Annotated in this window: 11 protein-coding genes; 2 read left to right on the forward strand and 9 right to left on the reverse strand. The window is 63.6% G+C overall.

Going from position 1 to position 12,785, the window contains the following annotated elements; genetic code table 11:
• Positions 1-236: 236 nt before the first annotated feature.
• The 4 genes from D3227_RS11135 to D3227_RS11150 form a co-directional block, all read right to left on the reverse strand.
• Positions 237-1,421, reverse strand: coding sequence for a mandelate racemase/muconate lactonizing enzyme family protein (locus tag D3227_RS11135; protein ID WP_120014164.1), 1,185 nt, complete (start codon positions 1,419-1,421; stop codon positions 237-239).
• A 1-nt stretch (position 1,422) separates the two neighbouring features.
• A complete protein-coding gene (locus D3227_RS11140) occupies positions 1,423-2,526 on the reverse strand; it encodes a mandelate racemase/muconate lactonizing enzyme family protein (RefSeq protein WP_120014310.1) in 1,104 nt (367 codons plus the stop codon).
• Between the two features lie 34 nt (positions 2,527-2,560).
• Positions 2,561-3,253, reverse strand: coding sequence for a GntR family transcriptional regulator (locus tag D3227_RS11145; RefSeq protein ID WP_120014165.1), 693 nt, complete (start codon positions 3,251-3,253; stop codon positions 2,561-2,563).
• A 97-nt stretch (positions 3,254-3,350) separates the two neighbouring features.
• Positions 3,351-4,139 (reverse strand): HalD/BesD family halogenase, encoded by a 789-nt coding sequence (locus tag D3227_RS11150; RefSeq protein ID WP_120014166.1) that lies wholly within the window; start codon positions 4,137-4,139, stop codon positions 3,351-3,353.
• A gap of 102 nt (positions 4,140-4,241) precedes the next feature.
• Between D3227_RS11150 and D3227_RS11155 the strand changes: the two genes are divergently transcribed.
• A complete protein-coding gene (locus tag D3227_RS11155) occupies positions 4,242-5,150 on the forward strand; it encodes a LysR substrate-binding domain-containing protein (RefSeq protein WP_120014167.1) in 909 nt (302 codons plus the stop codon).
• Between the two features lie 38 nt (positions 5,151-5,188).
• Here D3227_RS11155 and D3227_RS11160 read toward each other — a convergent pair whose 3' ends face one another.
• Genes D3227_RS11160 through D3227_RS11170 form a run of 3 tightly spaced genes read right to left on the reverse strand, consistent with a single transcriptional unit; the run spans position 5,189 to position 9,779 of the window.
• Positions 5,189-6,340, reverse strand: coding sequence for an efflux RND transporter periplasmic adaptor subunit (locus D3227_RS11160; protein WP_120014311.1), 1,152 nt, complete (start codon positions 6,338-6,340; stop codon positions 5,189-5,191).
• A 17-nt stretch (positions 6,341-6,357) separates the two neighbouring features.
• A complete protein-coding gene (locus D3227_RS11165; protein WP_120014168.1) occupies positions 6,358-9,534 on the reverse strand; it encodes an efflux RND transporter permease subunit in 3,177 nt (1,058 codons plus the stop codon).
• A complete protein-coding gene (locus tag D3227_RS11170; protein WP_120014169.1) occupies positions 9,528-9,779 on the reverse strand; it encodes a hypothetical protein in 252 nt (83 codons plus the stop codon). The genes D3227_RS11165 and D3227_RS11170 overlap by 7 nt, the downstream gene beginning before the upstream one ends.
• A 246-nt stretch (positions 9,780-10,025) precedes the next feature.
• Between D3227_RS11170 and D3227_RS11175 the strand changes: the two genes are divergently transcribed.
• A complete protein-coding gene (locus tag D3227_RS11175; protein ID WP_120014170.1) occupies positions 10,026-10,607 on the forward strand; it encodes a TetR/AcrR family transcriptional regulator in 582 nt (193 codons plus the stop codon).
• A 304-nt stretch (positions 10,608-10,911) separates the two neighbouring features.
• Here D3227_RS11175 and D3227_RS11180 read toward each other — a convergent pair whose 3' ends face one another.
• Both D3227_RS11180 and D3227_RS11185 read right to left on the reverse strand, forming a co-directional pair.
• On the reverse strand, positions 10,912-11,934 hold the full coding sequence (locus D3227_RS11180) for a LacI family DNA-binding transcriptional regulator (RefSeq protein ID WP_120014171.1): 1,023 nt from the start codon (positions 11,932-11,934) through the stop codon (positions 10,912-10,914).
• Positions 11,935-11,988: 54 nt separating this feature from the next.
• The gene (locus tag D3227_RS11185) at positions 11,989-12,783 is read right to left on the reverse strand and encodes an ATP-binding cassette domain-containing protein (protein ID WP_120014172.1); all 795 of its coding nucleotides are present in this window, start codon (positions 12,781-12,783) and stop codon (positions 11,989-11,991) included.
• Positions 12,784-12,785: the final 2 nt, after the last annotated feature.

The raw sequence follows: 12,785 nt of genomic DNA on the forward strand, positions 1-12,785 counted from the left end.
GATTGACGAATGTTCTTGTGATTGACGAATTCCGTGGAGTTCTCCTGGATCCCGGCCGTCAATGTGGTCTTCGACCGGAACTCTAACATGCGGTCCTGTCCGGTCCTTCCGGTCTTGCGAGGTAGGAGCCGGATTTCGGACACTGCTTCCACCCGTTCGTCCCGCATTCCTCGATCGTGTCGCAGCTCCGGGCTTCTCTTGTTGTATCCGTCTCCTGTCGGTTCGTGTGATCACTCCTAGTTCAACGGCAGGCGCCGATAGGTGCCGGGCTTTGCCGGGTCGTGATATTTGTTGCACGGCCCGTTCTCGACGAAGTCGCGATGGCAGGCGGCAAGGTTCTCGCGCGACAGGGTGACGCCGAGGCCGTGGCCTTCGGGCACGCGCACGACATTATTCTTCGGCGCAAATGGGCCTTCCTCGATCACGTCGATCGGCCACATGCGAAACAGCGACTGGTTGGGTTCCCTGATCCAGCCGAGCGCGGCGCACAGATGCAGATAGCAGGCGCTGCCGATGCCGCTGTCGCCACTGTAGCACCAGAAATCGATCCCGGCGTGCTCGCAGGCGCCGACGAAGCGCAGCATGCGGCCGATGCCGCCATGGGCGGTCGGGTTGCCGACGAAAGCGTCCGGCACCCTGATCTCCATCGCGCGGGCGATGTCGATGTTGTGGGTCGAAAACGGGATTGAGCAATGGCGGCGCAATTCGCGCATCTCCTCGATGGTCGCCACCGGATCTTCCCAGTTGCGCACGCCTAGCTCTTCCAGCGGCCGCGCCAGCCGCCTGGCCGTCGCCAGCGAATAGGCCTGGTTGGAATCGATGCGGATCATCACATCGTCGCCGAGCTTTTTGCGGATCAGCTCGACCATCTTCAGCGAGATTTTTGTATCCTGCATCGAGAACTTGCCTTCGAAGAACGTCGTGCCGTGGGTTTCGTGCAGCTCGGCGCAATAGTCGGCGACTTCCTCCGGCGTTTTCTCGCCCTTCACCTTGGGACCATCGCCGCGCAGTGAGAAATAGTCCGTGAACGGGATGTCCTTGCGCACGGCGCCGCCGAGCAACTGGTAGAGCGGTTGCTTCCACGCCTTGCCGCGCAGGTCCCACAACGCCATCTCTATGGCGCCGAAGGCCATGATGCGGCTGCGGTCGTTGATGGACTGCACGCCGGTCCAGTAGGGCAGGCAGGCTTCTTCCGCACCGGCGATGTCGAACGCGTCGCGACCGGCGATTCGTAGTGCCAGCACATCATTGATGATCGCCGCTGCGGCTGGCGTCGGCGCCTCGCCGAGGCCGACCAGACCGTCCTCGGTCTCGACCTCGACGATGGTTGGTGAGAAGCCGTCGAGTTCGCCGAACACCCAGGCATAAGGCGCTTCGAGCCTGAGATTGATCGGCGTCGCATCTATGCGGCGGATTTTCATCTCAGCCGATCTCGAAGAAGGGCTTGCCGAGCAGGTCGGGCACGACATCGATCCCGAGGCCCGGACCGTCCGGAATGCCCATGCTGCTGCCGGTCACCGGAGGCATGTTGGAGGCTGTGCGGACCGTCACCCATTCGTGGAAGGCGATAGCATGCAGCCGGCGCTCTTCCGGCGTCGACAGCGACAGATGCGCCATCGCGGCGGTGTCGATCTCGGCGCCGCCGGTGTCCTCTACCGTGATCATGAAGCCGAGATCGACGGCGAGGTCGCGGATCTGGCGCGTCTTGGTCACGCCGCCCAGACGCGAGATCTTCAGCGTCAGCCCGTCGGCCGCGCCCTTGCGATGAATGTCGAGCATGTCGTCCAGCGACGCGACGGATTCGTCGAGCACCATTGGCTTGTCCAGCGAGCGGCGCACCGACATGTTTTCATCGATCGTCGTGCAGGGCTGCTCGAACGTGTAGTCGACGGCCCGCGTGGCGTCGGCGAACTGGCGCGCCTGGTAGGGCGTCCAGCCGGCATTGGCGTCGCAGAAGATGACGGTGCCGTTCGGCACGGCATCGGCGACGGCGCTGACACGTTCGATGTCGTCACGGACATTGCCGCCGACCTTGACCTGCAGCCGGTGGAATCCCTGGCCGACGATGCGCTTGGCGAGTGCGGCCATTTGATCGACCGTGCCGTGCGTGACCACCTTGTAGAGTTCTGCCGTCTCGCTTTCGCGGCCGCCGAGCAGCGTCACCAACGGCACGTCGGCGGCGCGCGCCGCCAGATCCCAGCAGGCCATGTCGAGCGCCGATTTGATGTAGGGATGGCCCTTGAACACCGTGTCCATCAGCCGGCCGATGCCGGCCAGGCCGCGCGGATCTTGGCCAATCAGGTACGGCGCGATTTCGACCACGCCGGCACGCGTTCCTGCCGGGAAGGCCGGCGAATAGAAATTGCCGAGCGGCGCCATCTCGCCCCAGCCGGTGATGCCGCTGTCGGAGGTGATGGCGACGATCACCGCGTCGAAGGCGTCGGCCACGCGCCCCTTGGACATGCGGTAGGGCCCGTCCACGAAGGGCTGCACGACATGGTAGGCTTTTATGGATTTGATCTTCACGTTGTTGTCCGTTGTCGGCAAAGTTCGGGATTGGTCAGGCGCCCTTCGACGCGCGCTTTTCGAGGCCGCGCGCGTAGGAAAGAAGCTCTTCGAAATCGAGGTCGATATGTTCACGGGCATGGCGCTGGGCGGCACGCATGTCCTTGCCCTTCAGCAGCTGCACATAGGTCTCGTGGACATCCTCGGATGGCACCGGCTCGTTGCGGGCCCGCTGGTGGAGCGCGAAATACATCTGCAGCCGGCTGGTCAGCCGTTGCCAGGTTTCCAAGAGCACCGAGTTGTCGGCCCATTCATAGATCAGGCCGTGCAGCTGCAGCGCCGTTTCGATCTGGCGGGTTGTGTCTAGATCGCGCGTCGCCTGCTTCACCGCTTCGTGGCGCCGGTCGAGCTCGTCGAAGAAGCGCTGGTCGCGCAGCTTCCAGGCCCGCTCGATGGCGAGCTCGTCCATCACCTTGTTGAACGAATAGGCGTCGTCGATGTCCTTGGCGATCACATTGATCACGAATGTGCCGGCATAGGGGATGCTGGTCAGGATGCCTTCCTGCACCAGTTCACGCATCGCCTCGCGCAGCGGCGCGCGGCTGACCCGCATCTGTTCGGAAATCCTGAGTTCGTTGAGCTTCTGTCCCGGCTCCAGCTGGCCGGTCAGGATCGCCCGCCTGAGCAGCGCCACGATCTCGGCCCTGCGCGTCGTATCCGCGATCGGACTGAAGTCCAGCTTGGCCATGCGCTCACTCCGGATGGTACCGAAGACAAGACAAGCAGATTGTCGACAATCTAGCAATAGTGAGTTTCTTGGTTGCCCGCTTTTCTGATTGGCGGTCTCAGGCTGCTCTGCCGTAGAAGCCCACCCGCTCCTCCGCGCTGAACATCACGCCCGGTTTCTCGTAGTAGGAAAACACCGCGATCATCCGCTCGCAACTGCCCTCGACGGTGGTGACGCGATGCGCGGTGTTCTTGCCACGGAAGACGTTCAGCGTACCCGCCTTCATGCGCAAGATCTTCGCCTCAGGATCGCGCCCTTCGAGCAGCCTGGCAACGCCGTCATAGTTCGGATCGCCGTCGGACCGGAGATCGGTGCGGTATTCGAGGTCGCCGCCGCGCTCGGCGGCCTGCAGCAGAAGGGTGGTGGTGAACTCCGAACGGTCGAAATGCCAGTTCAGTGCCTCGCCGGCGCGATAGGCCATGACATTGGTGCGGGCCAGCGGATCCTGCATGACATGCAACCGCGGCTTGCCCATTGCCGCTGCCAGGAAGCGCAGCAGCGGTTCGTACTCATAGATGGCAAGCACGGTGCTGCCCGGAATCTGGTCGGCGCAGACGGTGTGGCTGATGGTCTCGACCTTGCGCAGCGCCGGGTGGTCGGGCGCAAGCTCGGGAATGTCAGGCTTGAAGTAGATGTTGTGCATCCGCTTGTGAACATGCGAGCGCGTATCCATGACCGGCCGGATTTCCGACGCGGCCTTCTCGGCGATGCCGGGGCGCAGAAGACCTTCCAGATTGAACATGCCGTCGGCCTCGAGTGCGGCGGCGGAGGTTTCCACAAGGCGCTTCCATTCGGCGCTGCCTTCACGGTCGAGTGGATAGCGGTCCAGGTCGAGAATGTCGTTCATCGTAAATGCTCCGGGTTTCGGAAACAGAAGACGGCAAAAAAATCTTTCTCTCAACGCGGAAAATTATTAGGGTTTCGAAAGAAAAACTTGCCGAGGCTCGGAATGGACAGGCTACCGCCACTGAACGCAATCAAGGTCTTCGAGGTTGCGGCGCGAGCCGGCAGCTTCACGCTGGCCGCTACCGAGCTCGGTGTCTCTTCTGCCGCGGTCAGTCAGCAGATACGCAATCTAGAGAGCTGGTTCGGCAAGCAGCTGTTCGTGCGCAGCGGCAACCGCATCGCGCTGACCGATGCCGGCCATGCCATCTACCCGCAGGCGTCGCGCGCTCTCGGCGACATCGCTGCGATCGGCCGGCGCATGCTGGAAGGCGGCTTGAAGACGCGTCTTGTCGTGAGCGTGCCGTTCTCGCTGGCCGAACTCTGGCTGGCGCCAAAACTGGCCGTGCTTCTGGAAACCTTTCCGCAAATGGCGATAGACGTCCGGGTCGAGGATGACCCTGTCGACTTTGCGCGCCAGAACATCGATCTGCGCATCAGCTACGGCGACTATCACTATCCCGGCTTGAAGCTCGTCCGCCTCGTCCATGACGACGTGCTGCCGGTCTGCGCGCCGGATTTTTGGCGCCGCCACGGCAATGGCGCGTCTCACCTCGAGGGCTTGCACGACAGCATGTTTATCCACACCAACTGGGGACCGAACTATGCCACGCATCCGAGCTGGGCGGACTGGTTCACCGCTGCAGGACAGAATCCTTCGCCCGATCCCTCGCAGGGGCGGCGCGTCGGCCTGTCCAGCCTGGCGATCGCCTCGGCCCGGCTCGGCCTCGGCGTAGCCCTTGGCCAGCGGGTCATGGCCCGCGCCGACCTGGAAGCCGGCCGCCTCATCGCGCTCTCATCCGTATCGGTGCGTCTCGGCCATCCCTACTGCGCCTTCATGCTTCCGGCGAAGGCTGAGCGTGCCGATGTCGCCGGCCTTGTCGACCTGCTCGGCAAAACGGCGCCCCCGGCTTGAGGCCGAGGGCGCCGTTGGACCGGGCCTGACGGGGGTTGTCAGGTGGCCGGTTTCTGGGGCAGCGGCGACACCGGCATTCCGGGTCCGATCTTCTGCAAATTGCCTGTGATCACCTGATCGCCTTCGGCAATGCCGCTGGAGATGGCGATCAGATCGCCATTGACCGGCCCGAGCGACACGATGCGCTGGTCGACCGTGTTGCCCTTGCCGAGGACATAGAGGTATTTGCCGAGCTGGCTGGAGCCCAGCGCCACCTGCGGCACCATCAGCGCGTCGGGCTGCTCCTTGATGTGCAGCCGCACCCGAACATACTGGCCGGGCAGCAGCGCGAACTTCGCATTGCCGATCGTCGCACGCGCCGTGATCGTGCCGGTCGAGTGGTCGACCGTGTTGTCGATGAAGGTGAGCTGACCCTTCTGGCTCGGCTCCGTCTCGCCGGGAAGCAGGATATCGACATCGATCGGGCCTGCCGCCTTGGCTTGCTCGATCTGCGCCAAATCCGTTTCGCTCGGATTGAAGGTGACGTAGATCGGATCGAGCTGCACCAGCGTGTTGAGCACCGTGCCGGCGACGCTGACCAGCGTGCCGACCGAGGCCTGGTTGCGGCCGATGCGGCCGGGGAACGGCGCCTTGATTTCGGCATAGCTCAGATTGAGCTCGGCCGTCCGCACCGCTGCCTGGTTGACCGCGAGCGAGGCTTCGGCTTCGCGCAACGTGCTGGTGCGCTGGTCGAAGCTGTCCTTGGCGAGATAGCCGCTCTTGGCGAGCTCGGTGCCGCGGCCGAGATTGGAGCGCGCATAGTCGAGCGTTGCCGTGTCGCGCTGCACCTGCGCCTTTGCCTGGTCGAGAGCCGCCTGGAAATCCTCCGGAGCTATTCTGTAGAGCAGGTCGCCCTGCTTGACGTCGCTGCCGTCGGCGGCAGCCTGCTCCTGCAGATAGCCGGGCACGCGCGCCTGCAGCGTGATGCTGCGGATCGGCTCGGTGCGGGCTGCATAGTCGAGATAGATCGGGATCGTCTTCCTGACGACGTTCACCACCGGCACCGGCATGACGAACGCGGCCGGAGCCGGGGCCGCCCCGGCGGTGCCGGCATTGACACCGAGATTGCCCATGTCGAGCAGATGCACGCTCGCCACCGAGATTGCGCCCAGCGCGACGGCCGTTCCCAAAGCGATTTTCCATTTACGCATGATCGATATCTCCAATCCTATTCGGCCGCTTCGGCCAGTCGCGCGAGCGCCGGTTCAGTCGTTGGTTCAGTATGTACGGGCGTGTCACCGCTGCGCTCGCGACGCTCGCGCAGCTGTTCGATCACCGCATAGAAGACCGGCACGAACACCAGAGACAGCACCGTCGCCGCAACCATGCCGCCAAAGACGGTGGTGCCGATCGACTGCCGGCTGGCGGCACCAGCACCGGTGGCGAACATCAGCGGCAGCACGCCGAGGATGAAGGCGAAGGCCGTCATCAGGATCGGCCGGAGTCTCAGCCGTGCCGCTTCCATGGCCGCGTCGACGATGCTGAGGCCTTCCTCGCGCCGTCGCCGGGCGAACTCGACGATCAGGATGGCGTTCTTCGCCGCCAGGCCGATCAGCATGACGAAGCCGATCTGCGAGTAGACGTCGATCTGCATGCCGCGCAGCAACAGCACCGCAAAGGCACCGAAGAGAGCGAGCGGCACCGCCAGCAGCACCATGAACGGCATGGCCCAGCTTTCATACTGCGCCGCCAGGATCAGGAACACGAACACCATGGCCAGCGCGAAGACGACGGACGCGATCGACCCGGCCTTCAGTTCCTGGAAGGTAATGCCCGTCCATTCATAGCCGAAATCCCTCGGCAGCGCCGTGGCCGCGGCGCGTTCCATCGCCGCCACCGCCTGTCCGGACGAGAAGCCGGGCGCAGCACCGCCATTGATCAGGGCCGAGGCATTGTTGTTGTAGTGCGGCACGGTTTCCGGACCGACGATCGGCACCAGTTTACCCAACGTGCTCAGCGGCACCATGCCGCCGGAGGCGTTGCGCACATAGAGCCGCGAGATGTCGGCCGCACCGGCACGCGCGTCCTTGTCGGCCTGGATCGTCACCCGGAAGGTGCGGCCGAACAGGTTGAAGTCGTTCACATAGAGCGAGCCGAGATAGATCTGCAGCGTGTTGAACACGTCGGGCAGGCTGAGGCCCAAAAGCTTCGCCTTGGCGCGATCGAGGTCATAGTTGAACTGCGGCGTCGAGGTCGAGAACGACGAGAACAATTGCTGCGGGTTGAGTTCGGGCTGCTTGCGCGCCTCGGCGATCACCGCTTGCGTGGCGTCGTTGAGTGCAGCACTGCCGCGGCCTGTCAGATCCTCGACCTGGAATTCGAAGCCGCCTGTGGTGCCGAGGCCCGGTATCGAAGGTGGATCGAAGCTAAGCGCAAAGGCTTCCGGAATCTGCAGCAGCTTGTTGCGCACCTCGGCGACGAGCTTGGATGCACTCTGGTCGGGGCCGCGTTCGTCCCATGGCTTCAGGATGGCGAATTCCACCGCCGAGTTCGACTGGGCGGCGCTGGTGAGGAAGTTGAGGCCGCTGATCGAGCCGACAATGTCGACGCCGGGCGTCGATTGCAGGATGTCGCGCGCCTTCTGCGCCACCGCGTCGGTGCGTTCCAGCGAGGCGCCGTCCGGCAGCTGGATGACGACGAAGAAATAGCCCTGGTCCTCGACAGGCAGGAAGGTCGAAGGCAGCTTCTGCCAGACGAAATAGGTCGCCACCAGGCCCGCCGCGAACACGCCGAGCATGATCCATCGCAGGCGGATCAGGATGCGCACGCCATTGGCATAGGCATGCGACAGCTTTTCGAAGCCGGCATTGAACCAGCGGAACAGGAAGAACTTCGTTTCGCCGCGATGGCGCAGGAAGGCGGCTGAGAGCGCCGGACTGAGCGTCAGCGAATTGAAGGCGGAGATGCCGACGGAAATCGCCACGGTCAGCGCAAACTGGTTGTAGAGCCGCCCGGAGACGCCGGGGATGAAAGCCACCGGCACGAACACAGCCATCAGCACGGCGGTGGTGGCGATGATCGGACCCGTCACTTCGGCCATCGCCGCTCTTGTCGCGGCGAGCGGTTTGAGGCCGGCCTCTAATTGTCGCTCGACATTCTCGACCACGACGATGGCGTCGTCGACGACGAGGCCGATCGCCAGCACCATGCCGAGCAGGGAGAGCATGTTGAGCGAGAAGCCGAGCATGTACATGACGGCCAAAGTCGCCACCAGCGACACCGGAATGGCGATGGTCGGGATGATCGTCGTGCGCCAGCTCTGCAGGAAGATGAACACCACCGCGACGACCAGCACCAGCGCTTCGCCGAGCGTGATCAGTACGTCATGCATGGAGGCCGAGACGAAGCGCGTCGTGTCGTAGTGCATGGCGTAGCTGACGCCCTTGGGGAAGCGCGCCGACAGTTCCTGCATCTTGTCCTTGACGCGCTGCTGCAGATCGAGCGCGTTGGAGCCCGGCATCTGGTATACGGCGAGCACCACGGTCGGGTCCTTGCCGAAGAAGGCCGACGAGGAATATTGCAGGGCGCCGAGTTCGATGCGGGCGACATCCTTCAGCCGCACCAGCGAGCCGGTCGCGGAATTGGCGCGCACGACGATGTCGCCGAACTCCTTCGGATCGCTCAAGCGCCCGACCGCGTTGACCTGCATCTCGAACGCAGTGCCGGCCGGCGCCGGCGACTGGCCGATCTTGCCGGCCGCCACCTGGACGTTCTGTTCGGAAATCGCGTTCTGCACGTCGACGGCGGTGATGCCGAGATTGGCAAGCTTGTCGGGATCGAGCCAGACGCGCATCGAATAGCGCCGCTCGCCGAAGATCTGCACGTCGCCGACGCCGGGCAGGCGCTTCAGCGGATCGACCACTTGCAGATAGGCGAGGTTGCTCAGCGCCACCGGATCGACGGAGCCGTCGGGCGAGGTGAGGTCGACGATGAGGACGAAATTCGGGTTCTGCTTCTTGATCGTCACGCCGCCCTGGTTGACGATCGCCGGCAGCGAGGATGCCGCCTGCGACACCCGGTTCTGGACGTCGACGGCCGCCGTGCTCAGCGGATAGCCGACATCGAAAGTGATGGTGATGGTCGAGGAGCCGTCATTGGAGCTCGACGACGACATGTAGGTCATGCCCTGGACGCCGTTGATCTGCTGCTCGAGCGGCGTGGTGACGGTGTCGGCCACCACCTGCGCGCTGGCGCCTGGATACTGGGCGCTGACCACAACCTGCGGCGGCGTGATGTCGGGGAACTGCGAGACCGGCAACAGGAAATAACAAATCGCCCCGGCGAGCACCATGATGATGGCGATCGCCGACGCGAAGATCGGGCGGTGGATGAAATAGTTCACCATGAGACGCAGGCCTCGTTGAATGCTTTTGCTTCGCCAAAGGCATTGGCGATTCTGGACAGCTGCCGGCTGCCCGCCGTCTCTTCCGGAAAACGCGGCGGCGCCCGGCGGGCTGGCGCCTGCGCGGCCGCCAGCGAACGCAGCGTCGCCTCGAAGGCGAGCGGATCGACGCGGTCCGCCTTCATCACCAGCCGGATCATCGGATCCCGGATGGCTTCATCGATAGTCAAATCCTTGCGCTGCGACATAGGAGCGGCTCCTGGCTTGCGATTCGCATCGGATGATCGCGAACCGTTTTTCTCGTTCTCACCGGCCGAAGCCGCATGACAGGCAGTTTTCTGTCCTACTCCGCTCCGGCAGAGCCTGTTGGCGGTGCCTTGTCGTTGACGTGGAACGCACTAGGTGTTACCAGTAAGTAACATTGCAGAAGTTACAGACCGGTAACACCCTAGTCAAGAGGTGCACCGAATTTTTAGGGAGACAAGGAGACTTCGATGGCAGACGGCACTGCGGAACGCGCTCGCCCCCGGGATCGGATCCTGGAGACGGCGCAGGACATGTTTCACAAGCATGGCATCAAGGGCGTCGGCGTCGATGCCATCACCGAGGCCGCCGGCACCAACAAGATGACGCTCTACCGTCATTTCGAGTCCAAGGACGATCTGATCATCGAATGCCTGCGCGCCACTGCATGCAAGGGTGCTGCGATATGGGACGCATTCGAGGCCGAGTATCCCGGCGACAAGCTCGCGCAACTGCATGCCTGGGTTCGCAAGGCCGCCGATATGCTGAACGCCGACAGCCGCGGCTGCGACATGGCCAATGCCGCCATCGAGCTCAGCGAGACCGATCATCCGGCGCGGCGCGTCATCAAGGAACTCAAGGAAGCCCAGCGCGATCGGCTAGTGAGCCTCTGCCGCGACGCCGGCGTCGGCCAGGCCGAGCTTCTCGCCGACACGCTGTCGCTGCTGCTCGAAGGCGCGCGCGTCTCGATGCAGAGCGTCGGCGCCGAAGGCCCGAGCGCGCAGTTCGTGCGCATGGCGGAAGGCCTGATCGCGTCGTTTAGGGTGCGCTGACGGGCAGGGCTGCGACCAAGACGCAGCCTTCAACTGTTTTCGAATTTCGCGAGGGCAAGAAAAAAGCCCGCTGCCGGGAGGAGGTGGCAGCGGGCTCGATTTCGAATGAGACGCGGGAGGAGGTGCGCCGCATTCAGCGTCGGCATCGCATCTGGGAGGAGTAGATGGCCGACACCCAGATATCTACCGATTGCTTAATGATTCGGCAACCATAAAAGTTGCATAGCAGGTGTGCAGAATTGCCGCACCACGCACCAATCCTCCTACAAATCCGGACAAAGCGGCCTTGCCCTGGCCCTCTAACCTATTGAACCGGCACGTTTTCCTTGAAGATCAGACGCGGCTCGATGAATTTTTTCGTCAGGTAAGGCGCCGAAGACGCGATCGAGCCGAGCAGGCGGATGACCGACTGTTCGGCGATCAGCCGCGCATTCTGGTCGATGACGACGTCGGCGATGTCGTCGACCAGATAGCCGCGCGTTTCCCTGGTCAGGTCGTGGCAGATGAACACCGGCTTCTTCTTCGGCCTTGCTTCCAGCAGTGCCTTGGCGACGCCCGAGCGGCCGGCGCCGACGCAATAGATGCCGAGCAGCTCCGGCTCGTTGTGCAGTGCCTTCATCGTCGCCGTGTAGCTCACCTCCGGCTCGTCATTGATCTCGACGGCGCTTGAGACGGTGAGGTTGGGGAATTCCTCGCCGAGCACGGAGCGGAAGCCCATTTCGCGTTCCTCATGTCCACGATAGGAGCGCGAGCCGACGACCATGGCCAGATATCCGGTGCGGCCGCCGAGGAAGCGGCCCATGAGAAGTGCCGCGGTGCGGCCGGCAACCCGGTTGTCGATGCCGACATAGGCCGAGCGCGGTGCCGCCGGAACGTCCGATACCAGCGTGACCAGACGGATGCCGGCCTCGACCACCTCGCGCAGGATGTTGCGGGTTCTCGGATGATCGACGGCGATAACGCCGACGCCGTTCGCCTTGAGCGACAGGTTCTCGATGGCGCCCTGCAGTGCGCCGGGCGCGATCCCGGCGAGGTTATGGATGCGGCAGGACGCGACCAGCGGCAGGCGCGCCGCATAGTCCTCGATATGTTTGGCGAGATCGATCATGAATGCGTTCGAGCCGATCGGCAGGAAGAACTCCAGATGCGCCGGCTTCGACGGCAGCGCCACCTGGTCGAAGACAGGCAGATAGCCGAGCTGCCTGGCAGCCTCCATCACACGCTGCCGGTTGGCGGCGCTGGCGCCCGCCCGGTTGTTCAGCACGCGGTCGACGGTCGCGGTCGACAGCCCGCAGCTCCTGGCGATATCGGCAACGGTGGCTTTCATTGTCACAGTCATAGGAGCTGATGCGATCCTGTGCCAGACAGCGATAGACAGTGCTTAACCCGGCCGCTGCGTGCCCTCGACGATGGCGTCGTGGATCTCCTTGTCGGACATGCCGGTGATAATCCGTTCGACCTCGGCGACATTGGTCTTCTTCGGGTCGATGTCGTCGGCCACCACTTTGCCCCGGCGCATGACGACGATGCGGTCGACCACCTGGAAGACGTGATGGATGTTGTGGGCGATGAAAATGCACGAGTGACCGGAATCGCGAGCGCTGCGCACGAAGCTCAGCACGCCTCGCGTCTCGGCGACGCCGAGATTGTTGGTCGGCTCGTCGAGGATGATCAGGTCGCTGTCGAAATGCATGGCCCGCGCGATCGCCACCGCCTGCCGCTCGCCGCCCGACAGCGAGCCGATCGGCGTCGTTGGCGGGATGTTCTTGGAAATGCCGACCTGTTTGAGCAGGTCGCGCGCCACGACGTTCATGGCTTCCTGGTCCATGCGGTTGAGGAAGCGCGGCGGCTTGATCGGCTCGCGGCCGAGGAACAAATTGCGGGCGATCGACAATTGCGTGACCAGTGCTGAGTCCTGGTAGATCGTCTCAATGCCGTGGGCGATAGCGTCGCTGGTGCTGCGCAGGTTGACCTTCTTGCCGCGGATGAAGATGTCGCCGCTGGTCAGCGGCACCGCGCCCGACAGCACCTTGATCAGCGTCGACTTGCCGGCGCCGTTGTCGCCGAGCAGGCCGACGATCTCCTGTTCGTTGACGTGGAAATTGGCGTCCACCAGCGCCTGCACGCGCCCGTAGGACTTGCGAATGTTCGTCATGCGGATGAGCGGTTCAGCCATGG

It is taken from the genome of Mesorhizobium waimense, from assembly GCF_003601975.1.
In the GTDB taxonomy this organism is placed as follows: Bacteria; Pseudomonadota; Alphaproteobacteria; order Rhizobiales; family Rhizobiaceae; genus Mesorhizobium; species Mesorhizobium waimense.

Excerpts from the sequence above, each read along its gene's own strand:
- D3227_RS11160 (WP_120014311.1), bottom strand. The coding sequence starts at position 6,340 with ATGCGTAAATGGAAAATCGCTTTGGGAACGGCCGTCGCGCTGGGCGCA.
- D3227_RS11145 (WP_120014165.1), bottom strand. The coding sequence starts at position 3,253 with ATGGCCAAGCTGGACTTCAGTCCGATCGCGGATACGACGCGCAGGGCC.
- D3227_RS11185 (WP_120014172.1), bottom strand. The coding sequence starts at position 12,783 with ATGGCTGAACCGCTCATCCGCATGACGAACATTCGCAAGTCCTACGGG.
- D3227_RS11175 (WP_120014170.1), top strand. The coding sequence starts at position 10,026 with ATGGCAGACGGCACTGCGGAACGCGCTCGCCCCCGGGATCGGATCCTG.
- D3227_RS11180 (WP_120014171.1), bottom strand. The coding sequence starts at position 11,934 with ATGAAAGCCACCGTTGCCGATATCGCCAGGAGCTGCGGGCTGTCGACC.
- D3227_RS11155 (WP_120014167.1), top strand. The coding sequence starts at position 4,242 with ATGGACAGGCTACCGCCACTGAACGCAATCAAGGTCTTCGAGGTTGCG.
- D3227_RS11135 (WP_120014164.1), bottom strand. The coding sequence starts at position 1,421 with ATGAAAATCCGCCGCATAGATGCGACGCCGATCAATCTCAGGCTCGAA.
- D3227_RS11165 (WP_120014168.1), bottom strand. The coding sequence starts at position 9,534 with ATGGTGAACTATTTCATCCACCGCCCGATCTTCGCGTCGGCGATCGCC.
- D3227_RS11150 (WP_120014166.1), bottom strand. The coding sequence starts at position 4,139 with ATGAACGACATTCTCGACCTGGACCGCTATCCACTCGACCGTGAAGGC.
- D3227_RS11170 (WP_120014169.1), bottom strand. The coding sequence starts at position 9,779 with ATGTCGCAGCGCAAGGATTTGACTATCGATGAAGCCATCCGGGATCCG.